The organism is Mesorhizobium sp. P2_A8, from assembly GCF_056404935.1.
This window is the reverse complement of sequence record NZ_JBFUDB010000005.1, coordinates 426,910-451,495: the sequence shown is the minus strand read 5'-3', so window position 1 is coordinate 451,495 and position 24,586 is coordinate 426,910. Positions and strand designations below refer to the sequence as shown.

General features: G+C 63.9%; 19 protein-coding genes. 17 read left to right on the top strand and 2 right to left on the bottom strand.

Annotation, left to right across the window (positions count from 1 at the left end; all coding sequences use genetic code 11):
• Nucleotides 1–27 precede the first annotated feature (27 nt).
• The 3 genes from AC1D10_RS17300 to AC1D10_RS17290 are packed head-to-tail and all read left to right on the top strand — an operon-like array spanning nucleotide 28 to nucleotide 4,730.
• Nucleotides 28–393: a hypothetical protein gene (locus tag AC1D10_RS17300; protein ID WP_477273846.1), complete on the top strand. Its 366-nt coding sequence runs from the start codon at nucleotides 28–30 to the stop codon at nucleotides 391–393.
• Complete coding sequence (locus AC1D10_RS17295) at nucleotides 387–3,563, top strand: efflux RND transporter permease subunit (RefSeq protein WP_477273844.1); 3,177 nt, start codon at nucleotides 387–389, stop codon at nucleotides 3,561–3,563. The genes AC1D10_RS17300 and AC1D10_RS17295 overlap by 7 nt, the downstream gene beginning before the upstream one ends.
• A 15-nt stretch (nucleotides 3,564–3,578) precedes the next feature.
• Complete coding sequence (locus tag AC1D10_RS17290) at nucleotides 3,579–4,730, top strand: efflux RND transporter periplasmic adaptor subunit (RefSeq protein ID WP_477273842.1); 1,152 nt, start codon at nucleotides 3,579–3,581, stop codon at nucleotides 4,728–4,730.
• A gap of 41 nt (nucleotides 4,731–4,771) precedes the next feature.
• On the opposite strand, the gene AC1D10_RS17285 is transcribed toward AC1D10_RS17290, so the two are convergent.
• Entirely contained in the window at nucleotides 4,772–5,680 is a 909-nt protein-coding gene (locus tag AC1D10_RS17285) for a LysR substrate-binding domain-containing protein (protein WP_477273840.1), read from the bottom strand.
• A gap of 104 nt (nucleotides 5,681–5,784) precedes the next feature.
• Here AC1D10_RS17285 and AC1D10_RS17280 point away from each other — a divergent pair, with 104 nt between their 5' ends.
• The 8 genes from AC1D10_RS17280 (at nucleotide 5,785) to AC1D10_RS17245 (ending at nucleotide 15,602) form a co-directional block, all read left to right on the top strand.
• A complete protein-coding gene (locus AC1D10_RS17280) occupies nucleotides 5,785–6,573 on the top strand; it encodes a HalD/BesD family halogenase (protein ID WP_477273838.1) in 789 nt (262 codons plus the stop codon).
• Between the two features lie 107 nt (nucleotides 6,574–6,680).
• Entirely contained in the window at nucleotides 6,681–7,418 is a 738-nt protein-coding gene (locus AC1D10_RS17275) for a GntR family transcriptional regulator (protein ID WP_477273836.1), read from the top strand.
• Nucleotides 7,419–7,470: 52 nt separating this feature from the next.
• Nucleotides 7,471–8,577: a mandelate racemase/muconate lactonizing enzyme family protein gene (locus AC1D10_RS17270; RefSeq protein ID WP_477273834.1), complete on the top strand. Its 1,107-nt coding sequence runs from the start codon at nucleotides 7,471–7,473 to the stop codon at nucleotides 8,575–8,577.
• A gap of 1 nt (nucleotide 8,578) precedes the next feature.
• Nucleotides 8,579–9,763: a mandelate racemase/muconate lactonizing enzyme family protein gene (locus AC1D10_RS17265; RefSeq protein WP_477273832.1), complete on the top strand. Its 1,185-nt coding sequence runs from the start codon at nucleotides 8,579–8,581 to the stop codon at nucleotides 9,761–9,763.
• Between the two features lie 250 nt (nucleotides 9,764–10,013).
• Nucleotides 10,014–11,678 carry an ABC transporter substrate-binding protein gene (locus AC1D10_RS17260; RefSeq protein WP_477273830.1) on the top strand — a complete coding sequence of 555 codons (1,665 nt, stop codon included), beginning with the start codon at nucleotides 10,014–10,016 and terminating at the stop codon, nucleotides 11,676–11,678.
• A gap of 72 nt (nucleotides 11,679–11,750) precedes the next feature.
• Nucleotides 11,751–12,704: an ABC transporter permease gene (locus tag AC1D10_RS17255; protein WP_477274135.1), complete on the top strand. Its 954-nt coding sequence runs from the start codon at nucleotides 11,751–11,753 to the stop codon at nucleotides 12,702–12,704.
• On the top strand, nucleotides 12,701–13,579 hold the full coding sequence (locus AC1D10_RS17250) for an ABC transporter permease (RefSeq protein ID WP_477273828.1): 879 nt from the start codon (nucleotides 12,701–12,703) through the stop codon (nucleotides 13,577–13,579). Before AC1D10_RS17255 ends, AC1D10_RS17250 begins: the two co-directional genes overlap by 4 nt.
• Nucleotides 13,572–15,602, top strand: coding sequence for a dipeptide ABC transporter ATP-binding protein (locus AC1D10_RS17245; RefSeq protein ID WP_477273826.1), 2,031 nt, complete (start codon nucleotides 13,572–13,574; stop codon nucleotides 15,600–15,602). The genes AC1D10_RS17250 and AC1D10_RS17245 overlap by 8 nt, the downstream gene beginning before the upstream one ends.
• A 32-nt stretch (nucleotides 15,603–15,634) precedes the next feature.
• Here the strand turns inward: AC1D10_RS17245 and AC1D10_RS17240 are convergent, their stop codons facing one another.
• A complete protein-coding gene (locus tag AC1D10_RS17240) occupies nucleotides 15,635–16,537 on the bottom strand; it encodes a LysR family transcriptional regulator (protein ID WP_477273824.1) in 903 nt (300 codons plus the stop codon).
• Nucleotides 16,538–16,650: 113 nt separating this feature from the next.
• Between AC1D10_RS17240 and AC1D10_RS17235 the strand changes: the two genes are divergently transcribed.
• From AC1D10_RS17235 to AC1D10_RS17210, 6 genes are all read left to right on the top strand, one after another.
• Nucleotides 16,651–18,306 (top strand): ABC transporter substrate-binding protein, encoded by a 1,656-nt coding sequence (locus tag AC1D10_RS17235; protein ID WP_477273822.1) that lies wholly within the window; start codon nucleotides 16,651–16,653, stop codon nucleotides 18,304–18,306.
• Between the two features lie 89 nt (nucleotides 18,307–18,395).
• Nucleotides 18,396–19,193, top strand: a complete 798-nt coding sequence (locus tag AC1D10_RS17230) for a DUF427 domain-containing protein (RefSeq protein ID WP_477274133.1) — start codon at nucleotides 18,396–18,398, stop codon at nucleotides 19,191–19,193.
• A gap of 81 nt (nucleotides 19,194–19,274) precedes the next feature.
• Nucleotides 19,275–20,039: an SDR family oxidoreductase gene (locus AC1D10_RS17225; RefSeq protein WP_477273820.1), complete on the top strand. Its 765-nt coding sequence runs from the start codon at nucleotides 19,275–19,277 to the stop codon at nucleotides 20,037–20,039.
• A gap of 432 nt (nucleotides 20,040–20,471) precedes the next feature.
• Nucleotides 20,472–21,446 carry an ABC transporter substrate-binding protein gene (locus AC1D10_RS17220; protein ID WP_379105554.1) on the top strand — a complete coding sequence of 325 codons (975 nt, stop codon included), beginning with the start codon at nucleotides 20,472–20,474 and terminating at the stop codon, nucleotides 21,444–21,446.
• Between the two features lie 77 nt (nucleotides 21,447–21,523).
• The gene (locus AC1D10_RS17215; protein WP_477273818.1) at nucleotides 21,524–22,603 is read left to right on the top strand and encodes a quaternary amine ABC transporter ATP-binding protein; all 1,080 of its coding nucleotides are present in this window, start codon (nucleotides 21,524–21,526) and stop codon (nucleotides 22,601–22,603) included.
• A complete protein-coding gene (locus AC1D10_RS17210) occupies nucleotides 22,600–24,582 on the top strand; it encodes an ABC transporter permease (RefSeq protein WP_477273816.1) in 1,983 nt (660 codons plus the stop codon). Before AC1D10_RS17215 ends, AC1D10_RS17210 begins: the two co-directional genes overlap by 4 nt.
• The last annotated feature ends 4 nt before the right edge of the window (nucleotides 24,583–24,586 follow it).

Genomic DNA, 24,586 nt, shown 5'->3' with positions numbered 1-24,586 from the left:
GCTGTGAACTGGTCCTACCAGATCAACATGAGCGAGATCGAGATGGCGAAAATTGCAGGTCATGCGGCTTTGGCCGGTGAAGAGATGAAAAACGGTTTGCGAGCATGGGCTGCGAATCGACAGACAAGGAGCCGGCCAATGCCACAGCGCCGCGATCTTACCATAGATGAAGCCGTCCGGGATCCGATGATCCGGCTGGTCATGAAAGCAGATGGCGTCGACCCGCGCGCCTTCGAGAGAATGCTGCGCTCGCTCGCCGATGCGCAGCGCCGCGAGGTGCCGTTGCTGCGTTCGCTGGAAGAGCCTGGTGAGGGGCGCGGCCAAAGGCTGTCCAGGGTTGCCAGTGCCTTCGGCAAGGCAAGAGCAGCCGGGGAGGCGTGTGTGTCGTGGTAAACTTTTTCATCCACCGTCCGATCTTCGCCTCGGCGATCGCCATCATCATGGTGCTCGCCGGGACGATTTGTTATTTCCTGCTGCCTGTCTCGCAGTTTCCCGACATCACACCACCGCAGGTCGTGGTCAGCGCCCATTATCCAGGCGCCAGCGCGCAGGTGGTTGCCGATACCGTGACGACGCCGCTTGAGCAGCAGATCAACGGCGTGCAAGGCATGACCTACATGTCGTCGACGAGCTCCAATGACGGCTCCTCGACCATCACCATCACCTTCGATGTCGGCTACTCCCTGAGCACCGCCGCCGTCGACGTCCAGAACCGCGTCTCGCAGGCCGCCTCGTCGCTCCCGGCGATCGTCAATCAGGGCGGTGTGACGATCAAGAAGCAGAATCCGAACTTCGTCCTCATCGTCAACCTGACTTCGCCGGACAGTTCGGTCGATCCGGTGGCGCTGAGCAATCTCGCCTATCTGCAGGTGGTCGATCCGTTGAAGCGGCTGCCCGGTGTCGGCGATGTGCAGATCTTCGGCGAGCGGCGCTATTCGATGCGCGTCTGGCTCGACCCGGACAAGCTCGCCAATCTCGGCATCACCGCCGTCGACGTCCAGAATGCGATTGCCGAGCAGAACGTCCAGGTGGCGGCCGGCAAGATCGGCCAGTCGCCGGCGCCCGCCGGCACTGCGTTCGAGATGCAGGTCAATGCCGTCGGCCGGTTGAGCGATCCCAAGGAGTTCGGCGATATCGTCGTGCGCGCCAACACCGACACCGGCTCGCTGGTGCGGCTGCGCGACGTCGCCCGTATCGAGCTCGGCGCCCTGCAATATTCATCGTCGGCCTTTTTCGGCAAGGATCCAACCGTCGTGCTTGCCGTCTACCAGATGCCAGGCTCCAACGCGCTCGATCTGCAACAGCGCGTCAAGGACAAGATGCAGGAGCTGTCGGGCCGTTTCCCCAAGGGCGTCTCCTACGCGATGCACTACGACACGACACGCTTCGTCTCGGCGTCGATGCATGACGTGCTGATCACGCTCGCTGAAGCGCTGGTCCTGGTCGTCGCCGTGGTGTTCCTCTTCCTGCAAAGCTGGCGCACGACGATCATCCCGACCATCGCCATTCCGGTATCGCTGGTGGCGACGCTTGTCGTCATGGAGATGCTTGGCTTCTCGCTGAACATGTTGAGCCTGCTCGGCATGGTGCTGGCGATCGGCCTCGTCGTCGATGATGCCATCGTCGTGGTCGAGAATGTCGAACGACAGCTGGAGGCCGGGCTCAAGCCGCTGGCGGCGACCAAGGCCGCGATGGCCGAGGTCACCGGTCCGATCATCGCCACCACCGCCGTGCTGATGGCGGTGTTCGTGCCGGTCGCCTTCATTCCCGGCGTCTCCGGCAAGCTGTACAACCAGTTCGCGCTGACGGTGGCGATCTCCGTCGGCATCTCCGCCTTCAACTCGCTGACGCTCAGCCCCGCGCTCAGTGCCACCTTCCTGCGGCATCGACCGCCAACGCAGTTCGTGCTGTTCCGCTGGTTCAACACCGGCTTCGACCGGCTGTCGCATGCCTATGCCCATGGCGTGCGCATACTGATCCGCTTGCGCTGGATCATGCTTGGCCTGTTCGCGGCCGGTCTGGTCGCCACTTATTTCGTCTGGCAGCGCCTGCCCTCGACCTTCCTTCCGGTCGAGGACCAGGGTTACTTCTTCGTCGTCATCCAGTTGCCCGACGGTGCTTCGCTGGAGCGCACCGACGCGGTGGCGAAGAAGGCGCGCGACATCCTGCAGGCGACGCCCGGCGTCGACATCGTCGGCTCGATCAGCGGCCTGAACTTCCTGACCAGTGCGGCGCAGTCGAATTCGGCGGTCGAATTCGCCATCCTGAAGCCTTGGGAGGAGCGCAGTCCCGACCAGAGCGCGTCGAAGCTCGTCGCCGACGTGCGCGGCAAGCTGCTGCAGATTCCGGAAGCCTTTGCGCTGAGCTTCGACCCGCCCTCGATCCCGGGTATCGGGACCACGGGCGGCTTCGAGTTCGTCGTCGAGGATCTCACCGGCCGCGGCAGTTCAGCCCTCAACGATGCGACGCAAGCCGTGATCGCAGAGGCGCGCAAGCAGCCGGAGATCAATCCGCAGCAGCTGTTTTCGCCGTTCTCGACCTCGACGCCGCAGTTCAACTACGATCTCGATCGCAGCAAGGCGAAACTGCTCGGCCTCAACCTGCCGGATGTGTTCAACACGCTGCAGATCTATCTCGGCTCGCTCTACGTCAACGACTTCAACCTGTTCGGCCGCACCTTCCGGGTGACCATACAAGCCGACAAGGATGCACGTGCGGGTGCGGCCGACATTTCGCGGCTCTATGTGCGCAATGCCTCCGGCGGCATGGTGCCGTTGAGCACACTTGGCAAGCTCGTGCCGTTCGTCGGCCCGGAAACCGTGCCGCATTACAACAACAACGCGTCGGCTTCGATCAATGGCGGCGCCGCTCCGGGCTTTTCCTCGGGCCGGGCGGTCGCCGCGATGGAACGGGCCGCGGCCACCGCCCTGCCCAGGGATTTCGGTTTCGAATGGACCGGCATCACCTTCCAGGAGCTCAAGGCAGGGTCGATCGCGTCCGTCGTCTTCGGCCTCGCCATCGTCTTCGTCTTCCTGATCCTGGCGGCGCAGTATGAGAGCTGGGCGATGCCGTTCATGGTGCTGCTGGCGGTGCCGCTCGCCTTGTTCGGCGCGTTCGTGGTGCTGTGGGCGCGTGGCATGCAGATCGACGTCTACTCGCAGATCGGCTTCGTCATGCTGATCGGCCTGGCGGCCAAGAACGCCATCCTGATCGTCGAATTCGCCCGGCGACGACGCGAGGAGGGCCTCAGCATCGTCGACGCGGCGATGGAGGCTGCACGACTGCGGCTGCGGCCGATCCTGATGACGGCCTTTGCCTTCATCCTCGGTGTGCTGCCGCTGATGTTCGCGACCGGCGCCGGTGCAGCAAGCCGTCAGTCGATCGGCACCACCGTCTTTGGCGGCATGGTCGCGGCGACCATCCTGTCGCTGGTGTTCGTGCCGGTCTTCTACGCGGTCATCGAACAGCTGCGCGAACGCCGTGGCAATGACGAGCCCGCCGCTGAACACACTGAACCAACTGCCGAACCCGCCTTCCCTCCCCTGGCGGAAGCGGCCGAATAAGATTGGAGACTAATCATGCGTAAATGGAAAATCGCGTTGGGAACGGCTGTCGCGCTGGGAGCGATCTCGGTGGCCAGCGTCCACCTGCTCGACATGGGCAATGTCAGCCTCAATGCCGGCACCGCCGGTGCGGCGCCCGCCCCCGCGGCGTTCGTCATGCCGGTGCCGGTGATCAGCGTCGTCAAGAAGACGATCCCGATCTACCTCGACTATGCCGCGCGGACGGAGCCGATCCGCAACATCACCTTGCAGGCCAGGATTCCAGGCTATCTGCAGGAGCAGACCGCGGCTGACGGCGTCGACGTCCGCCAAGGCGATCTTCTCTACAAGATCTCACCTGATGACTTCCAGGCGGCACTCGACCAGGCGAAGGCGCAGGTGCAGCGCGACACGGCAACGCTCGACTATGCCCGGTCCAATCTCGGTCGCGGCACCGAGCTTGCCAAGAGCGGCTACCTCGCCAAGGACGGCTTCGACCAGCGCACCAGCACCTTGCGCGAAGCACAGGCGTCGCTGGCTCTCAACCAGGCGGCGGTCCGCACGGCGGAGCTCAATCTGAGCTATGCCGAAATCCGTGCGCCGTTTGCCGGACGCCTGGGGCGCAACCAGGCCTCGGTCGGAACCTTGGTCAGCGTTGCCGGGACCGTGCTCAACACGCTGGTGCAGCTCGACCCGATCTACGTCACCTTCAATCCGAGCGAGACGGATCTGGCCCAGATCGAACAGGCCCGTGCGGCTGGTCCGATCGAAGTCGAAGTCCTGCTTCCCGGCGAGACCGAAGCCAGCCAGAAGGGCGAACTCACCTTCATCGACAATACGGTCGACCGTTCGACCGGTACCATCACGGCGCGGGCGACGATCGGCAACGGCAAGTTCACGCTGCTGCCGGGCCAGTATGTTCGCGTCCGGCTGCATGTGAAGCAGCAGGCCGATGCGCTGATGGTGCCGCAGACGGCGCTCGGCTCGAGCCAGCTCGGCAAATATCTCTATGTCGTCGGCAAGGGCAATACGGTCGACCAGCGGCTGGTCTCGCTCGGACCGACCAGCGGCGATCAGGTGGCGATCCTGAGCGGCGTGGCCGAAGGCGATCAGGTGATAACAGGCAATCTGCAGAAGATCGGACCCGGAATGCCGATCTCTCCGCTGCCGGAAAAGCCGGCCACCTGAACACCCCCGTCAGGTCTGGCTTCAACGGCGCCTTCGACCGGTCAGGTCGGGGGCGCCGTTTTCATGAGCAGTTCGACCAGACCGGCGACATCGGCACGATCAGCCTTGGCCGGCGGCATGAACGCGCAATAGGGGTGGCCAAGGCGGACCGAGACGGATGACAGCGCGATCAGCCGGCCGGCCTCCAGGTCGGCGCGCGCCATGACCCGCTGGCCAAGGGCGATGCCGAGACCCAGCCTCGCCGAGGTGATCGCGAGGCTGGACAGGCCAACGCGCCGCCCGTGCGACGGGTCGGGCGAGCGACCGCCTCCGGACGCCGCGAACCAATCGGCCCAGGTCGGGTGCGAGGCATAGTTCGGGCCCCAATTGGTGTGGATGAACAGGCTCTCGTGCAGGTCCGCCAGACCCGGATCGCCATTGCCGTGCTTATGCCAGAAGTCCGGCGCGCAGACCGGGAGGACGTCATCATGGACAAGCCGGACGAGTTTCAATCCGGGATAGTGATAATCGCCATAGCTGATGCGCAGGTCGATGTTCTGGCGCATCAGGTCGACTGGATCGTCCTCGACCCGGACGTCGATCGCCATTTGCGGGAAGGCATCGAGAAGCACGGCCAGCTTCGGCGCCAGCCACAGCTCGGCCAGCGAAAACGGCACGCTGACGACAAGACGCGTCCGCAGACCGCCTTCCAGCATGCGCCGGCCGATCGCCGCGATGTCGCCGAGTGCCCGCGCGGTCTGCGGATAGATGGCGTGGCCGGCGTCGGTCAGCGCGATGCGGTTGCCACTGCGCACGAACAATTGCTTGCCGAACCAGGTTTCGAGGTTGCGTATCTGCTGGCTGACCGCCGCCGACGACACGCCGAGTTCGGCCGCAGCCAAGGTGAAGCTGCCGGCCCGCGCCGCAACCTCGAAGGCCTTGATCGCATTCAGTGGCGGTAACCGTTCCACGCCAATCTTCCCAAAAGTTTTTCTTGCCCAATCCTAATAATTTTCCGCGTTGAGAGAAAGATTTTTTTGCCGTCTCATAGGCTCGAAACCTCGGAGCCATGATCATGAAAGACATCCTCGATCTCGACCGCTATCCGCTCGACCGCGAAGGCAGCGCCGAATGGCAGCGCCTCGTCGACCAATCCATCGCCGCGCTCGAAGCCGACGGCATGTTCAATCTCGAGGGGTTTTTGCGGCCCGGCGTTGCTGAAAAGGCCGTGCGGGAAATCCAGCCGGTCATGGCTGCGCGGTCGCACGTGCACAAGCGCATGCACAACATCTACTTCAAGCCGGACATTCCCGAGCTTGCGCCCGACCATCCGGCGCTGCGCAAGGTCGAGACCATCAGCCACACCGTCTGTGCCGACCAGATTCCCGGCAGCGTCGTGCTTGCCATCTACGAATTCCAACCGCTGCTGCGCTTCCTGGCGGCGGCGATGGGCAAGCCCAAGCTGCATGTCATGCAGGACCCGCTGGCGCGTACCAATGTGATGGCCTATCGCGCCGGCGAGGCCTTGAACTGGCATTTCGACCGTTCGGAATTCACCACCACCCTTCTCCTGCAGCAGTCGCTACGCGGCGGCGACCTCGAATACCGCACCGACCTGCGGTCGGACGACAACCCGAACTATGCCGGCGTCGCCAGATTGCTCGAAGGGCGCGACCCCGAGGCCAAGATCCTGCGCATGAAGCCCGGCACGCTCAACGTCTTTCGCGGCAAGAACACCGCGCATCGCGTCACCACCGTCGAAGGCGAACGCGAACGCATGATCGCTGTGTTTTCATACTACGAGAAGCCCGGCGTCATGTTCAGCGACGAGGAACGGGTCGGCTTCTACGGCCGCGCGGCCTGAGGCCGAAGAGGCGACACGCCAGCGGTCCCCAAGAATCCGAAAATGACCTCTTGTTAGATTGTCGACAATCTGCTTGTCTTGCTCTCGGTTTCCTTGGGAGTGGCCGAATGAGCAAGGCGGATTTCAGTCCGATCGCGGACACCACGCGGCGCGCCGAGATCGTCGCGCTGTTGCGACGCGCGATCCTGACCGGCCAGCTGGAACCAGGCCAGAAGCTCAACGAGCTCCGGATTTCCGAGCAGATGCGGGTCAGCCGTGCGCCCCTGCGCGAGGCGATGCGCGAGCTGGTGCAGGAAGGCATCCTGACCAGCATCCCCTATGCCGGCACCTTCGTCATCGATGTCACCGCCAAGGACATCGACGACGCCTATTCGTTCAACAAGGTGATGGACGAGTTTGCCATCGAACAGACCTGGCCGCTGCGCGACCAGCGCTTCTTCGACGAGCTTGACCAGCGTCACGAGGCCGTGAAGCAGGCGACGCGCGCGCTCGACACCACGCGCCAAATCGAGACGGCGCTGCAACTGCACGGACTGATTTATGAATGGGCCGACAATTCGGTGCTGCTCGAGACCTGGCAGCGGCTGACCAGCCGGCTGCAGATGTATTTTGCGCTCCACCAGCATGCTCGCAACGAGCCGGTGCCGGCCGAAGATGTGCACGAGACCTATGTGCGGCTGCTGAAGGGCAAGGACATGCGCGCCGCCCAGCGCCATGCCAGGGAGCATATCGGCCTCGATTACGAGGAACTGATTGCCTATGCGCGCAGCCTCGAACAGCGGACGTCCAAGGGCGGCAGAGCCGATCGCGCCAGCCCCGCGCGCAGCGGCCCGGGAGGCAGCTGAGCCCGGTCAGTCTGGCAGCCCATCCCGACATAACAGACAACGGACAGACAACGTGCAGATCAAGAGCATCAAGGCCTATCACGTCGTGCAGCCCTTCGTGGACGGGCCCTACCGCATGTCCAAGGGACGCGTTGCCGACGCCTTCGACGCAGTGATTGTGTCCATTACTTCCGACAGCGGTTTGACCGGCTGGGGCGAGATGGCGCCGCTCGGCAATTTCTACTCGCCCGCCTTCGCGGCTGGCGTGCGCGCCGGCGTGGTCGAGATCGCGCCGCATCTCATCGGCCACGATCCGCGCGGGCTGGCCGGCATCGGCCGACTGATGGACACGGTGTTCAAGGGCCATCCCTACATCAAGTCGGCGCTCGACATGGCGTGCTGGGATCTGGCGGCGCGGGCCGCCGATGTGCCGCTGGTGACGCTGCTCGGCGGCCGGGAGAGCGAGACCGCGGAGCTCTACAAGGTCGTCACCCACGGCAGCGTCGACGCCATGGCGGCACTGGCCAAACGGATCGTCAAGGACGGTTTCCACCGGCTGCAGGTCAAGGTCGGCGGCAATGTCCATGATGACATCGAGCGCGTGACCGCGGTCGCGGCTTCGGTGCCGAAAGGCACGGTCATCTTCTGCGACGCCAATGCCGGCTGGACGCCTTACCAGGCGCGCCAGTTCACTGATGCGACGCGCGCCATCGACTACACATTCGAGCAGCCCTGCACCACCATCGATGAGTGCATGTCGGTGCGCCGTTCGCTCGACAAGCCGATGGTGCTGGACGAATCCGTCGCCTCGCTCGACGACATGCTCGATATTCATCGCAAGGGTGCCGCCGACGGGCTGACGCTGAAGATCTCGCGGCTCGGCGGCGTGACGAAGACGCGGCAGATCCGCGATCTCGCTGTCGACCTCGGTTTCATGATCACCGTCGAGGACACTGGCGGTGCCGAGATCGACACCGCGGCGATGGCGCACCTGTCGCTGTCGACGCCCGAGGAGCGCCGGTTGCACGCCATCGCCTTCCACGAATGGGTGACGGTGCGCACGGCATCGAACAAGCCGCCGGTCACCGGTAGCCGCATGGGCATCCCCGATGGCCCCGGCCTTGGCATCGATGTCGTTCCCGATCTGCTCGGCGCGCCGTTCTTCGAGGTCGGCCGCTGAGATGAAAATCCGCAGCATCACCGCCACGCCGATCAACCTGCGCCTCGAGGCGCCCTATGCCTGGGTGTTCGGCGAGCTCGACGGATTTTCGCCGACCATTGTCGAGGTCGAGACCGAGGATGGCTTGATCGGCCTCGGCGAGGCGCCGACACCGGCGGCAGCCGCGATCATCAATGATGTTCTGGCGCCACGGCTGGTCGGCCGCGATGCCTTCGACATCGCCGGCGCCGAAAATGTCTGCCTGCCCTACTGGACCGGCGTGCAGTCGATCAACGACCGGACCCGCATCATGGCCTTCGGCGCCATCGAGATGGCGTTCTGGGACCTGCGCGGCAAGGCATGGAACCAGCCGCTCTACCAGTTGCTCGGTGGCGCTGTGCGCAAGGATATCCCGTTCACCGACTATTTTTCGCTGCGCGGTGACGGCCCAAAGGTGAAGGGCGAGACGACACCGGAAGAAGTCGCCGACTATTGTGTTGAAATGCACGAGACCCACGGGACGACGTTCTTCGAAGGCAAGTTCTCGACTGAGGACCCGAAAGTCTCGCTCAGAATGGTCGAACTGATCCGCCGCAAACTCGGCGACGATGCAATGATCCGCATCGATTCCAACCAGGCCTATTCGCTGGCGACGGCGCGGCGGCTGGCGCGGCCGCTCGAAGATCTCGGCGTGCGCAACTGGGAGGACCCAGTTGCGACCATCGAGGAGATGCGCGAGTTGCGGCGCCATTGCTCGATCCCGTTTTCGACCCACAACATCGACATTGCCCGCGCCATGGAAACCAGGGTTCCGGACGCCTTCGTCGGCAATCCGACGACGCATGGCGGCATCGGCCGCCTGCTGCGTTTCGTCGGCGCCTGCGAGCACGCCGGCATCGATTTCTGGTGCTACAGCGGCGACAGCGGCATCGGCAGCGCGGCCTATCTGCATTTGTGCGCGGCACTCGGCTGGATCAGGGAGCCGAACCAGTCGCTGTTTCGCATGCTGCCGATGGATGTCACCGAGGAAGGGCCGTTTTCGCCCAGAAACAACGTCGTTCGGGTGCCGGAAGGTCCCGGTCTCGGCATCACGTTGTCGCGGGAAAACCTCGCCGCCTGTCACAGAGACTTTACCGAGAAAGGACCCTGCAACAAGTATCATGACCCGGCAAAGCCCGGAACCTATCGCCGTTTGCCGCTGAACTAGATGACGGCAAGTGGCCAAGACGAACTGCCAACAGACGAGAAGCCAACCGCCGCGACTTCGGTCGGGAAGGTCGGACAAGGACGGTGGAAGCAGTGCAGCCAGGAATCCGGCGCATCCACGCCAACGACTGGATGGACCGGACAAAATCGCATGCTACAGTCCCGGTCAGCAGGCCTTTCTGACGATCGGATATGGAACAATCCACAAAAATTCGTCGATCATAAGAACATAGGGGAAAGGGTAGAAACCCATGAGCAAGAACTATCACATTCTCGACCTGATCCGGCGCAATCGTTCGCCGCTTGAAAATCACCTGATCGATGGCCTCGTCGACGGCAGGGTCAGCCGCCGCGACTTCATCCGTCACGGCAGCCTGCTCGGCCTGTCGCTGCCGCTGCTGGGCCGTATCGGCATGGCAGCCGGCCTCGGCGGCATGCCGTCGCTGGCGCGCGCCCAGGGCGCGCCCGGCGCCACCATACGTGTCGCCAGCAGCGTGCCGGCGGCGACGATCGACCCGGTCACCATCGCGGACGCCGGCGGCCTGCTGGTCATGCAGCAGGTTGCCGAGTTCCTCTGCGTCGACGGCCCCGACCTCGTGCTGCAGCCGGCACTGGCCGAGAGCTGGAAGCCGAACGACACAGGCACGGTATGGACCTTCAAGCTGCGCAAGGGCGTGAAATTCCACAGCGGCGGCGAGATGAAAGCCGACGACGTCGTGGCCAGCATCGACCGCCTTGCCGATCCGGCAAACTCGTCCAACGCGCTTTCGGTGTTCTCCGGCATCCTGCAGAAGGGCGCCAGCAAGAAGGTCGACGACTACACGGTGGAATTCCATCTCGACGCCCCGAACGGCAACTTCCCCTACATGCTGTCGTCCGACAATTACAACGCCGTCATCATCCCGGCGAGCTACAAGGGCGACTACGAGAAGAGCTTCGACGGCACCGGGCCGTTCAAGATCGAGAAATACACGGCAAAGGTCGGCGCTTCCTTCGTCCGCAACGAAGACTATTGGGGACCGAAGGCATTGCCCGAGCGCACCGAGTTCACCTTCTTCGCCGACACGCAGCCGCAAATCCTGGCACTGCAGGGCGGACAGGTCGACATCATCAACCAGTTGCCGGTGCTGGCCGGCGTCGCACTGCTCAACGATCCGGGTATCGACATCATCAGCCTGAAGTCGGTCGCGCACCAGCAACTGCATCTGCGCTGCGATTCCGATCCCTTCAAGGACCCGCGCGTGCGCCGCGCCATTGCACTCAGCCTCGACCGCGACAAGCTGGTTGCCGGCCTGATGAAAGGCCGTGCTTCGCCCGGCAATGACAGCCCGTTCGCGCCGGCCTATCCCTCGACCGATGCGAGCGTGCCGCAACGCAAGCAGGATATCGCCCAGGCAAAGCAGCTGATGGAAGCCGCGGGTGCCGGCAAGGGCGTCAAGGTGACGCTGACGACCGAGCGCTACCTGGAAATCCCCGAATACGCCCAGCTCATCCAGAACTGGGTCAAGGAGATCGGCATCGAGCTCGAGCTCAACATCCTCGACCAGGGCGCCTATTACGGCGATGCGGTGTTCGGCAAGTCGAACTGGCTGGATTCGGTGATGGGCATCACCGACTACGGTCATCGCGGCGTGCCGAACGTCTTCCTGGCCGCGCCCTTGAAGAGCGAGGGCACCTGGAACGCGGCGCACTTCAAGAACAAGGACTACGACACGCTGGCGACCAGCTACATCGCCGCGCTCGACCTCGAGGCGCAGAAGGCGACGGCGGGCAAGATCCAGAACCTGCTGCTCGAAGAAACGCCGGTCATCTTCGGCTATTTCTACGACTATCTGACAGCGACGGCGAAAGGCGTGGCCGGCGTGCAACCGACCGCGATGTCGCAGCTGTTCCTCGACAAGGCATCGAAGGCCTGAACGGAAAGGGAAAGCCAATCCTGTAACAGCCAGCTCCCTCACGGGGGGCTGGCTCCACAAGGAGTCTTAGCCATTCTCTCCTTCCTTGCCCGGCGTGTCTCGTTGTCGCTGGTGACGCTGTTCCTGCTCAGCATCATGGTGTTCCTGGGCGGCCAGGTGCTGCCCGGCAATGTCGGACGCGCGATTTTGGGCCCGTTCGCCGACCAGCGTGCCGTCGACGCGCTCAATCATACGCTCGGCGTCGATCGCCCGCTGCTGGCGCAGTACTGGGGCTGGATCTCGAACTTCGTCCAGGGCGACATGGGCACGTCCTACATCTTCCGCTCGCCGGTCGCGCCCTTCGTCATCGATGCACTCGGCAATTCGATGAAGCTGGCGGCGGTCGCCTTCGTGTTGGTGGTGCCGATCGGCATCCTTGGCGGCGTCGTTGCCGCGCTCAACCTCAACCGGCCGCTCGACCGCATCATCAGCCTTGGCGGCCTGTCGGTGACGGTGCTGCCGGAATTCGTCACCGGCATCATCCTGATCCTGGTGTTCGGCGTCTGGCTGCGCTGGCTGCCGATCTCAGCCGCATGGCCGCGCAATGCCGGCTTCTTCACCCAGCTCTATTATCTGATCCTGCCTGCGCTGCCGCTGTTCCTGGTGCTGTTCGGCTACATCGCCCGCATGGCGCGCTCCGGCATGATCGAGGCGCTCGATTCCGACTACACGCGGACAGCGGTGCTGAAGGGCCTGCCATGGCGCACGGTGATCTGGCGGCATGTGTTGCGCAACGCACTGCTGCCGACCATCACCGTCATCGCGACGCAGACCGGCTATCTCATCGGCGGTCTCGTCGTCATCGAAACGCTGTTCCGATACCAGGGCATCGGCTCGCTGATCTTCACCGCAGCGCGCGGCAAGGATTTCCCGATGCTGGAATCGGGGATTCTCACCATCGGCATCGTCTATGCGGTGGCGACACTTGTCGCCGACTTCCTCTATTCCGTGCTCAATCCGCGCATCCGGCTGGGGTCAGACCAATGAGCGCCGTCCAAACCACCTCCCCGCCCCCCGACGACACGCGCCGGCGCGGGCCGCTGGCGGAGGTGCTGTTGTCGCTGCTGCGCTCCGGCACCTTCCTGACCGGTTTCGCCATCGTGCTGTTCTGGGTTGCCTGCGCGATTTTCGGCGAACATTTCGCGCCCTATGACCCGCTCGCCGACGACATCATCAACGCCCTGGCACCACCTTCGGCCGAACACTGGTTCGGCACCGACCAGATCGGCCGCGACGTCTTCTCGCGCGTCATCGTCGGCTCGCGCGACATCCTGACCGTCGCCCCACTGGCGACCTTGCTGGCAACCGTGGCCGGCACGGCGCTCGGCCTCGTCACCGGCTATTTTCGCGGCCTCGTCGACGATGTCGTCAGCCGCATCCTCGAAGCCTTCATGGCGATCCCGGTGGTCATCGTCGCGCTGTTGGCCATCGTGGCGCTCGGCACATCCAAGACGACGGTCATCGTCGTCATCGGCCTCAGCTTTGCGCCGATCATCGCGCGCACGGTGCGCTCCGCTGTGTTGGCCGAGCGCGAACTCGATTATGTCGCCGCAGCACAGCTCAGGCATGAAAGTGCGCTGCATACGATGTTCGTCGAGATCCTGCCGAACGTCATCCCGCCGATCCTGGTCGAGACAACCGTGCGGCTCGGTTATGCCATTTTCGCGGTCGCCACGCTCTCCTTCATGGGCTTCGGCATCCAACCGCCCTCACCCGACTGGGGGCTCTCGATCTCCAACAATTACGGCATGATCGGCGGCGGCTTCTGGTGGACGGTGCTGTTCGACGCGCTGGCCATTGCCTCGCTGGTGATTGGCGTCAATCTGGCGGCCGACGGCGTTCATGGAGCGCTCAATGACTAAGCCCGCCAAGGCAGAAAACGCCCTCGAACTGCACGATTTGTCGGTAGCCTACCGCGTTGCCGGCCGCAATCGCGCGGTGCTGCGCAACCTCAGCCTCAACATCGGCCAGGGCGAAGCTTATGGGCTGGTGGGCGAATCCGGCTGCGGCAAATCCACCGTGGCGCTCACCGTCGTGAGCTACCTGCCAAGAAACGGCTCGATCACCGGCGGCGCGATCTCGCTCGACGGCCAGGACGTCATGAAGCTCGATGCCGAAGCGCTCAGGCGGGCGCGGGCCGAAAGCGTCTCGATGGTCTACCAGGACCCGGGCAAGGCGCTGAACCCGTCGATCCGCGTCGGCCGACAGCTGACCGAAATCTTCGAGCTTGGCGGCATTACGGGACAGGCGGCCACCGACAAGGCCATCGCCATGCTGAACCGGGTGCGCATCTCCGACCCGGTCAGCGTCATGCAACGCTATCCGCACCAGCTTTCCGGTGGCATGCAGCAGCGCGTGGCGATTGCCATGGCGCTGGCCAACGATCCATCGATGCTGATCCTCGACGAGCCGACTACCGGCCTCGATGCGACGGTGGAAGCCGAGGTGCTCGACCTGATCGCGCAGCTCAGGCAGGAACTGTTGGCCTCGATCCTGTTCATCAGCCACAACCTCGCGGTCGTCTCCAACATGTGCGACCGGGTCGGCGTGCTCTATGCCGGCATGCTGGTCGAAGAAGGGCCGACCGAGGCCGTGTTCAACGATCCCCGCCATCCCTATACGGTGGCGCTGCTGCGCTGCCTGCCGCGCGGCGGCCAGCGCAAGGACCAGGGTCGGCTCGACACCATTCCGGGCTTCCTGCCCGGCATTGGTGCTGACATCAAGGGATGCGCCTTCGCCGATCGCTGCGCGCTCGCCGACGACCGCTGCCGCAGCGAATTGCCGCCGCTTTACGATTTGGGCGGCCGGCTGTCGCGCTGCTTCTATCACGAGAAGGCGCAGGCGCTGCCGCGCGCGACGCCGAGCGATGTGGCGCCTGCACCACAGGCGGTAGCCGTCCCGGTGCTGCGGGTCGCGGGGCTGAACAAGACCTATGCCAGTCATGGCCATGCGCTGCGCGCGGTGAAAGATGTGTCGCTCGATTTGCGCCCCGGCGAAACGCTTGGACTGGTCGGCGAATCCGGCAGTGGCAAGACGACCTTCGCCCGGCTGCTGCTCGGCCTGGTGCCGCCGGATGCAGGCGGCACCATCGAGCTCGAAGGCAAGGCGCTGGCGCCGCGGCTTGAAAACCGCAGTGACGACCAGATCAAGGCGATGCAGATCGTCTTCCAGAATCCGGACTCGGCGCTCAACCGCTCGCATTCGATCCGGCACCTGATCGGCCGCGCGCTTAAGCGGCTGGCAGGCTTGAGCGGCAAGGCACTTGATGCTCGCCTCAACGATCTCGTCCGCTCGGTGCGGCTCACCGACCGGCATCTCGCCGTCAAGCCGCGCCAGCTTTCGGGCGGCCTGAAGCAGCGCGTCGCCATCGCGCGCGCCTTCGCCGGCGACCCGCGCATCGTGGTGTGCGACGAGCCGACTTCGGCGCTCGACGTGTCGGTGCAGGCGGCCATTCTCAACCTGCTCGCCGACCTGCAGTCGAAGGAAGACGTTAGCTACATCTTCATCTCGCATGATCTTGCGGTGGTGCGTTACCTCTCTGACAAGATCGCCGTGCTCTATCTCGGCCGGATCATGGAACTCGGACCGTCGGAAGACGTCTTTTCCGGCCCGCATCATCCCTATACCGAAGCGCTGCTGTCGGCGGTGCCCAAGCTCGACCAGACCGAGACGGCGCGCATTCGCCTCGACGGCGAAATCCCCAGCGCCACCAACCCGCCGTCGGGCTGCGTGTTCCACACACGCTGCCCGCGCAAGATCGGTCCAATCTGCGAGCAGCAGGAGCCGCCGCTGAGCGAAGCGCAGCCCGGCCACTCGATCCGCTGCCACATTCCCTACCCCGAACTTGCCCGGCTCCAAAAGGCGGCGATGACCGAGCCGGCATAGCAGCATCACTTGATGCTCCGTGATCCGACCCGTCACGTCCGGCCGGACATGCTCAGGGAACGGTCGCCTTCCGAAAAGCCCTGACCTTCCGCCCAGTCCCTTGCCAGCGTGCGCAGCCCGGTGAGCGCGACATCCAGAACATCCGACGAGACAGGATTCGAGGGATAGGCGAGATAGATTGGCCGCTGGAACACAGGCGCGTTGTCGATGCGCCGCATTTCGCCGCGCTCGATATGACCGCTGACGGCGCTGAGCGGCAGATAGGCTGCCGCTTGCTGCGACAGCACATGCTGCAGCCCGATGAAGACCAGTCCAGCTGAGATGGCCGGCTTGACCATGCCGGCAAAGGCGCGGTCGTGCTCGATGCGGAACTCCAGCCCCCAATCCATCAGAATGTAGTTCTCCGTCCACGGCTTCGTCTGCGCCGCATGCTGGACAAGCACGACCTGATCGACGGCAAGCGTTTCGTAGACGATGCCGGGATGTGGCCGCGGCAGATAGAGGATGCAGATGTCGAGCAGACCTTCCGCCAACTGGTCGATGACCAAATCCGGGAAACTGCCCTCCAGCCGCAGCGCCACGTTCGGCCGCCTGGCACGCATCCACTCGACCCATGGCGAGGTGATGCGGTCCCACAGATAGGCGGGCGCGGTCAACCGCAGCAAGGTCTCGTAGCCATCGGGAACGGCGATGTCCTGCCGCGATTGCTCCCAGGTGCGGGTGATGGACGAGGCGTGCGGCAGGAACTGCCGGCCGGCCGGCGTCAGCGTGACGCCGTCGCGGTCGCGCACGAAAAGCCGGCGCCCCAACTGCTCCTCCAGCCCGCGAATGCGCGCACTGACGGTAGACTGGGCGAGGTTAAGCCGGTTGGCCGCGACGGTGAAGCTGCCATGGGTGGCAACTTCGAGAAAACTGCGCAGATTTTCAGTGTCCATGCTTCATCCAAGCATCGAAAATTTCGATGGCCCCTATCAAAAAATATCGCTTTCCGGCGGCAGTCAACAATGAACTAGATGGCAAAACCCCAAGACAAGCGAGGAATGCAGCCATGCCAAAGCATTTCAGGATGATCGACGCCGCTCGCGGAAATCTCACAGCAATCGAAAACTCCGCTGTCGACGAGTTGCTGGCCGGCAGGATGGGCCGGCGCGATTTCCTGCGCCATGGCAGCGTGCTTGGCCTCTCGCTGCCATTCCTGGGCAGCCTCGTCGCTGCTGCCGGCCTCGGCACGCAGCAGGCCCGCGCCGAGGGCAAGCCGGGCGGCACGGTGCGCGCCGGCGTCGCCACGCCGGGCGGCGCCATCGATCCCGTCACCTATTATGACAGCGGCAGCTACCAGCTGGTTTTCCAGACCGCCGAGTTTCTCTGCATCACCCAGCCGGATCTCACCTTGAAGCCGGTGCTGGCGGAAAGCTGGGCGCCGAACGAGGACGGCAGCGTCTGGACATTCAAGCTGCGCAAGGGCGTGAAATTCCACAATGGCGAGGACTTCAAGGCCGACGACGTCGTCGCGACCTTCGACCGGCTGGCCGATCCCGGCGGCGCCTCGAACGCGCTGTCGGTGTTCAAGGGCCTGCTGTCGAAGGGCGGTACAAGGAAGGTCGACGATCACACCGTCGCCTTCCATCTCGATGCGCCGAACGGCAGCTTTCCCTATTCGGTGTCGATCGACAATTACAACGCCGTCATCCTGCCGGCGAGCTACAAGGGCGACTACGAAAAGACCTTCGAGGGCACCGGGCCGTTCCGGCTGGAGACCTACACGCCGAAGGTCGGCGCGACCTTTGTCCGCAACCCCGACTATTGGGGCGAGAAGGCGTTGCCCGACCGTCTCGAATTCAAGTTCTACGGCGACGTGCAGCCGCGCATCCTGGTGCTGCAGGCCGGCGAGGTCGACATTCTCGACGCCGTTCCGCTCGACGTCAGCCAGGTCGTGCTCAACAGCCCCGACATCAACGTGCTGCGTGTCGCCTCGACCGCGCATCGCCAGTTGCACATGCGCTGCGACACCGGCCCGTTCACCGACAAGCGCGTACGCCAGGCGCTCGCTTTGTGCATCGATCGCTCCAAGCTGGTCGATGGCCTGTGCCGCGGCATGGCGGCGACCGGCAATGACAGCCCGTTCGCGCCGGCCTTCCCCGCGACCGACACGACGGTGCCGCAGCGCGTCCAGGATATCGCCAAGGCGAAGCAGTTGCTCGAAGCAGCCGGCGCGGCCAGCGGTTTCGACATCACGCTGACGACGCTGCGCTATTCCGACATCCCCGGCTACGCGCAGCTGTTCCAGAACTTCGCCAAGGAAATCGGCGCCCGTATCGCGCTCAACATCGAGGACCAGGACAAATATTATGGCAAGGCGGTGTTCGGCCAGTCGGACTGGCTGGACAGCCCACTCGGCATCACCGACTACGCGCATCGCAGCGTGCCGAACGTCTTCCTCAAAAGCCCGCTGGTCAGCGACGGCCCTTGGAACGCGGCGCATTTCAAGAACCCGGCCTATGACGGCATGGTCACCAGCTATCTGAAGGCGCTCGACATCGGCGCGCAGCGCAGCGCCGCCTCCGACATCCAGAAGCTGCTGCTCGACGAGACACCGGTCATTTTCAGCTATTTCCCCGATCTGCTGGTGCCGGTGCGCAAGAATGTCAGCGGCTTGCCACCGATCGCCGCCGGGCTGCTGCTCGATCGCGTGTCATTGAGTTGATCGTGCGCCAACGCTCGATCACAAAAGAAAAGCACCGGGAGAGTACCATTCGCAAGCGCCATCTGCGCGGCCGCGGGCCGCATTTTCCGCTGCTCGACAGCATCACCCAATATGAGTTCGAGCCGGGCTATGTGGCCTTCACCATGCCGACGCAGAAGCGGCTGCGGGTACAGGTTGGGTCGATGACGGTCGCCGACACGGTCAATGCGCTGGTGCTCTACGAGTCCGACCATCTGCCGGTCTACTATTTCCCGATGCGCGACGTGCGCGAGGAGTTTCTTCTGCCGAGCACGACGACCACCGAGAGCCCGTTCAAGGGCGTCGCGACCCACTATTCGCTCAACACCGGCGTGACCCTGGTCGAGGACGCGGCCTGGCGCTACGCCGATCCGGTGAAAGGCTGTCCGCCGCTCGCCGACCATATGTCGTTTTACTGGAGCAAGATGGGCCACTGGTTCGAGGAGGACGAGGAAATCTTCGTCCACGCCCGCGATCCGTTCCGCCGCGTCGACTGCCTGCCGTCGTCGCGGCGCGTGCAGGTCATTCTCGACGGCGAACAGGTCGCCGATTCACGCCGTGGCTTGTTCCTGTTCGAGACCGGTCATCCGGTGCGCCACTATCTGCCGATCGCCGATACGCGGCTCGATATGTTCGCGCCCAGCCGCTACATCTCGCGCTGCCCCTACAAGGGCATCTCCAGCTACTATCACGTAACGACGAAGGCCAAGCGCCACGAGAATCTGGTCTGGTACTATCCCGAGCCGGTGCACGAGGCGGAACGCATCAAGGGACTGGTCTGCTTCCACCACGAACTGGTCGACAAGATCCTGGTCGACGGCGTCGAAATCCCCAAGGAAGCGACAGCCGCGTCGGACGGCTACTTCTGAGCAACAACGCACCTTGCGCGCAGGGCGCTTGATCGAAGCACGGCTCAGCGCATACCCTCCCCGAGACAGGGAGGGCTATCGATGGATCTTTTCAAGCTTGACGGCGATGTCGCGCTGGTCACCGGTGCTGGCAGCGGCATCGGCCAGGCAATCGCGATCGGACTGGCCGAGGCGGGCGCCGATGTCGCCTGTTTCGGCCATGCCTCGAAGGGTGGCCTGGACGAGACCGCTCACCGGATCACGGCACTCGGCCGCAAGGCGCTGGTGCTGACCGGCACGGTGACATCGCCAAGCGATCTCGCGGCGGCGATCGATCGCGTCGAGAGCGAACTCGGCGCGCTGACCGTCGCCGTCAACAATGCCGGCATTGCCGGTTCGGAACCGGCCGAGACGCTGTCGCTGGAGACATGGCAGAAGGTGCACGAGGTCAATGTCGCCGGCGTGTTCCTGTCCTGCCAGGCCGAAGCCCGCAAGATGCTGGCGCGGCGCAAGGGCTCGATCATCAACATCGCCTCGATGTCGGGCACCATCGTCAATCGGGGCCTGACGCAGGCGCACTACAACTCCTCGAAAGCCGCCGTCATCCACATGTCGAAGAGCCTCGCCATGGAGTGGGCCGACCGTGGGCTGCGCGTCAATGTCGTCAGCCCGGGCTACACGCTGACGCCTATGAACAAACGGCCGGAGGTGGCTGAAGAGATCAAGATCTTCAAGCGTGACACACCGATGGGACGCATGGCGGCGCCGGAGGAAATGGTCGGACCGACGGTGTTCCTGGCCAGCCGCGCGTCGAGCTTCGTTACCGGCCTCGACCTGATTGTCGATGGCGGCTACGTCTGCTGGTAGGATCTGCCATTCGGCGGCCCGCCTTTGCCCGCGGTCTGAAATTTTGCAACCCACGGGCGTTAGTCGTTGCGCGACATGAACGTTGGTATATATAATTTCATCCTATGAAACGGTCCTGGCGAGATGGGGCTTGCCGGGCCGACAGCCGAGATCATGGGACCTTGATGGCTCGCACCTTGCAGGGCGCCGCAAGACTGGCAATTGATCCGCAGGTGATCGCTTCCGCAGCGATCCGTCGGCAGCCATGACGCTGACCCCCCAGTCCCATTCGACCATCAGCAGAATTGAGCACCATCTTGCCTGCCTTGGCCAAAGCCAGGGCGACAATTCGGCGCCGACGGCCTTGCGCAACGACCAGCCTTTCCAACACAATCAAGAAAAGCCGCAAGAAGGGAACGAACGATAATTTTCACAGCTTGAAGGAGAACAAGCATGTCATTTCGCAGCCAGATCTCGAAATTGTCGATGGGCGCCGTCGCGCTCGCGACCCTAAGCCTGCTGACACCTTCCGCCCAAGCCGCAGCACCCGAATCCAACGACCCGATCAAGATCGCGCTGTTCGACTGGACCAGCGTCAATCTGAACGCCAAGATCCTCGGCGGCATCCTGGAAAAGCTCGGCTATACCGTCGAATATCCGACCGCCGACTACCTCTCCAGCCTGACCACCGGTCTCACCAATGGCGACCTCGACGTCGGCCTGGAGTTCTGGGACACGACCGCCGGCGAAGCCATGAAAGCCTCCGATGCGACCGGCCAGACCGAACGGCTCGGCAAGCTCGGACCCAAGGCCAAGGAAGAGTGGTGGTTTCCCGAATACATGAAGGAAAAATGCCCGGGCCTGCCCAATTGGGAAGCGCTGAAGGACCCGAAATGCGCCGAAGCGTTTTCAACGGCGGAGACCGCGCCGAAGGGGCGCTATCTCGGCGGCCCGGTGACGTGGGAAGGCTTTGACGACGAGCGTGTCGAGGCGCTGAAACTGCCCTTCACCGTCATCCATGCCGGCACCGATGCGGCGATGTTCGCCGAACTGGAATCGGCCTATCAGCGCAAGGCGCCGATCATGCTGTGGATCTATTCGCCGCACTGGGCGCCGGCCAAATACAAGGGCGAATGGGTGCAATTCCCCGAATACACGCCCGAATGCTACAACGATCCGAAATGGGGCGTGAACCCCGACGCCAAATATGATTGCGGCAAGCCGCATGGCGAGATCTGGAAATACTCCTGGTCGGGCATGAAGGACAAATGGCCGGTCGCCTACAAGGTGGCGAAGGCCTACACGATCGACACAGATGAGCTCAACAAGATGAGCGGCGAGATCGACCTCGGCGGCAAGACGCCGGAAGATGTCGCCGCCGCCTGGATCGCAGCGCACGAGGCAGACTGGAAAGCCTGGGCGCAGTGATCGTTCCGACTGGAAAAATGAGGCCCGGCTGTTGATCAGCCGGGCCTCAAGTGTTGATGTTCCAGAAGGACGATTGGATGACGGATAGGACTGAACAGGTACCGACACCGGCGGGCAAGGATGCCCGTCCGATAAAGCTTGCCTGCCGCAACGTCTGGAAGCTGTTCGGATCGAACGCGGCGAATTTCATCCGCGAACGCGACGGCAAGGCCAGCATGGCCGATGTCGCCGCGGCCGGGCTGGTTGGGGCCGTGCGCGCCGTCGACCTCGAGATCCGCCAGGGCGAGATTTTCATCATCATGGGCCTGTCGGGTTCCGGCAAGTCGACGCTGGTGCGCTGCATGTCCAGGCTGGTCGAGCCGACCCACGGCAAGGTCGAGTTCGAAGGCAAGGATCTGCTCAAGATTTCCGACGCGGCACTGATCGAATTGCGGCGGCACCGCATGGGCATGGTCTTCCAGAATTTTGCGCTCTTGCCGCATCTCAACGTGCTGGAGAACATTGCCTTTCCGCTCAGCATCCAGGGGCAGGACAGGGCGACACGCGAAGCGCGGGCGCATGAGGTCATCGAGCTTGTCGGTCTGCGCGGCCGCGAGCATTTCTATCCGCGCGAGCTTTCCGGCGGCCAGCAGCAGCGTGTCGGCATCGCCCGCAGCCTCGCGACAAAGCCGGAAATCTGGTTTCTCGACGAGCCATTCTCGGCCCTCGACCCATTGATCCGCCGCGAGATGCAGGACGAGCTGATGCGGCTGCAGACCATGCTGCACAAGACCATCGTCTTCATCACCCATGATTTCGACGAAGCGATCCGGCTGGCTGACCGCATCGCCATCATGAAGGACGGCGAGGTCATCCAGATCGGCACGCCGGAGGAACTGGTGGTCAACCCGGCGACCGACTATGTCGCCGAATTCACCCGCGACGTCGACCGCGCCAAGGTGATTTCGGCGCGCAGCCTGATGCGCGCCTGTGACGGCACCGAGCATGGCGGCACGGTCTCGCCGGAGGCCAAGATCGCAAGTTTTTCCGCCAGCATCGTCTCCGCCAACAAGCCGTTCGCGGTGGTCAACGGCTCGGGCAAGCCGATCGGCGAAGTGACGCCGCAAGCGGTGATCGATCTGCTGGCCGGCATCGATCGTTCGAGGGCCGGCGCATGACGGTGACGGCTAGTGCCAGCGAGGCAAGGGCGCGGCCGGTCCAGCTCTGGCTGCTGGTCTGGGCCTCGGCGCTTGCCGCCGTACTTGTCGTGTTCCTGCTGCAGAACAGCCTGCCCTGGGCCGTCAACTATCCGGCCAGTGCGATCGTGCCGGTCGCCGATTGGGTCAGCGCGTTGATGCGCTGGATCAAGTCGAACCTGTCGTGGCTGACGCGCTCGATCACCGCGGTGCTCGGCGTGCCGCTCGACTTTGCGCTCAATCTGCTGGCCAAGAACTTCAAGATCGGCCATGGCGCCGACGCCTATGTGTTGCCGCGCTTGTCCTGGGTCGGCGTCTGCGCCGCCGCCTTCCTTGCCGGGCATGCCGTCGGCGGCCGGAAGCTCGGCATGCTGGTCGGCGGCTGTTTCCTCTACATCGCGCTGTTTGGCCAATGGACCAGCGCCATGCTGACGCTGGCGCTGATCTCCATCGCCGTGCCGTTCTGCATTGTCACCGGCCTGTTCGCGGGCATCTGGGCTTGGCGCAAGCCGTGGGCGGAAAGGCTCATCGTCTCCCCTGCCCTTGACCTGATGCAGACGATCCCGACCTTCGCCTATCTCATCCCGATGCTGCTCCTGTTCGGCAACAGCCCGGTTTCGGCGATGATCGCGACCGCCATCTTCGCCACGCCGCCGATGGTGCGGGCGACGATGCTCGGTCTGTCGCGGGTGCCCTCCGAGATTGACGATTTCAGCGAAATGGCCGGCTGCACGGCGCGGCAGAAACTGTGGCGGGTGCTTTTGCCCTCGGCGCGGCCGACGCTGATGGTCGGCGTCAACCAGGTGATCATGCTGGCGCTGAACATGGTGATCATCGCTTCGATGATCGGCGCCGGCGGCCTTGGCTACGACGTGCTTTTGGCGCTGCGCGCGCTGAAGGTCGGTGAAGCGATGGAAGCCGGTCTCGCCATCGTCGCGCTGGCCATCGCGCTCGACCGGCTGAGCCAAGCGATCGCGCACAAGCAAGCAAAGGGCCATGTCCATCGGGAGGTGAGCCCAAGCTTCTGGCGGCGCTACCCCAATCTGACGCTGGCCATTGCCATCCTTGTCGTCACCACGCTGCTCGGCCTGTTCGTGCCGGCCTTCGCGGCGGTGCCGAAGGCGATCACCTTCACCACCGCACCGCTGTGGAAGGCGGCGGTGAACTGGGTGACGATCAACTTCTTCGACACGATCGAGGCGTTTCGCGTTGCGTTGATCCTCAACGTGCTGAACCCGGTGCGCGCCTTCTGCGAGGGGTTTCCCTGGCTGGGCGCGGTGTTCCTGCTCGGCCTTGCCGGCTATCAGCTCTCCGGCCTGCGGCTGGCAGTTCTCGTCGCCGCGCTGACCGCCTTCTGCGCCGTCACAGGGCTGTGGGAAAAGACCATGGCGACGGTCTATCTCTGCGGCATCTCGGCCTTCATCGCGTGCCTGATCGGCATCCCGATCGGTCTGATGGCCTCGCGCAGCGACCGCTTCGAAAAGATCGTCGCGCCGGTCATCGACACGCTGCAGGTGCTGCCGTCTTTCTGCTTCATCATCCCGGTGGTGATGCTGTTCCGGGTCGGCGACGTCACCGCGATGATCGCAACCGTCGCCTTCGCCGTGGTGCCGGCCATCCGCTACACCAATCACGGCATCCGGCAGGTGCAGCCGGCGCTGATCGAGGCGGCGAAAGTTTCGGGCTGCACGCCGCGCCAGACCTTCTTTCGCGTGCAATTGCCGTTGGCGCTTCCCGAAATCATGCTCGGCGTCAACCAGACGATCCTGATGGCGCTGGCGATGATCATCATCTGCGCCATGGTCGGCACACGCGATCTCGGCCAGGAGGTGTTCATCGCGCTGTCCAAGGCCGATTCCGGCCGTGGCATCGTCGCGGGCCTCGCCATCGCCTTCATCGGCATCGTCGCCGACCGGCTGTTCAGCGCCTGGACGGCGAAGGCACGGGCGAGGCTGGGGTAGAATG

What these genes read in the sequence shown, in the direction of transcription:
- AC1D10_RS17235 (WP_477273822.1), top strand. Translation starts at nt 16,651, where the DNA reads ATGCCAAAGCATTTCAGGATGATCGACGCCGCTCGCGGAAATCTCACA.
- AC1D10_RS17215 (WP_477273818.1), top strand. Translation starts at nt 21,524, where the DNA reads ATGACGGATAGGACTGAACAGGTACCGACACCGGCGGGCAAGGATGCC.
- AC1D10_RS17265 (WP_477273832.1), top strand. Translation starts at nt 8,579, where the DNA reads ATGAAAATCCGCAGCATCACCGCCACGCCGATCAACCTGCGCCTCGAG.
- AC1D10_RS17300 (WP_477273846.1), top strand. Translation starts at nt 28, where the DNA reads ATGAGCGAGATCGAGATGGCGAAAATTGCAGGTCATGCGGCTTTGGCC.
- AC1D10_RS17225 (WP_477273820.1), top strand. Translation starts at nt 19,275, where the DNA reads ATGGATCTTTTCAAGCTTGACGGCGATGTCGCGCTGGTCACCGGTGCT.
- AC1D10_RS17275 (WP_477273836.1), top strand. Translation starts at nt 6,681, where the DNA reads ATGAGCAAGGCGGATTTCAGTCCGATCGCGGACACCACGCGGCGCGCC.
- AC1D10_RS17210 (WP_477273816.1), top strand. Translation starts at nt 22,600, where the DNA reads ATGACGGTGACGGCTAGTGCCAGCGAGGCAAGGGCGCGGCCGGTCCAG.
- AC1D10_RS17260 (WP_477273830.1), top strand. Translation starts at nt 10,014, where the DNA reads ATGAGCAAGAACTATCACATTCTCGACCTGATCCGGCGCAATCGTTCG.
- AC1D10_RS17245 (WP_477273826.1), top strand. Translation starts at nt 13,572, where the DNA reads ATGACTAAGCCCGCCAAGGCAGAAAACGCCCTCGAACTGCACGATTTG.
- AC1D10_RS17250 (WP_477273828.1), top strand. Translation starts at nt 12,701, where the DNA reads ATGAGCGCCGTCCAAACCACCTCCCCGCCCCCCGACGACACGCGCCGG.
- AC1D10_RS17280 (WP_477273838.1), top strand. Translation starts at nt 5,785, where the DNA reads ATGAAAGACATCCTCGATCTCGACCGCTATCCGCTCGACCGCGAAGGC.
- AC1D10_RS17290 (WP_477273842.1), top strand. Translation starts at nt 3,579, where the DNA reads ATGCGTAAATGGAAAATCGCGTTGGGAACGGCTGTCGCGCTGGGAGCG.
- AC1D10_RS17220 (WP_379105554.1), top strand. Translation starts at nt 20,472, where the DNA reads ATGTCATTTCGCAGCCAGATCTCGAAATTGTCGATGGGCGCCGTCGCG.
- AC1D10_RS17240 (WP_477273824.1), bottom strand. Translation starts at nt 16,537, where the DNA reads ATGGACACTGAAAATCTGCGCAGTTTTCTCGAAGTTGCCACCCATGGC.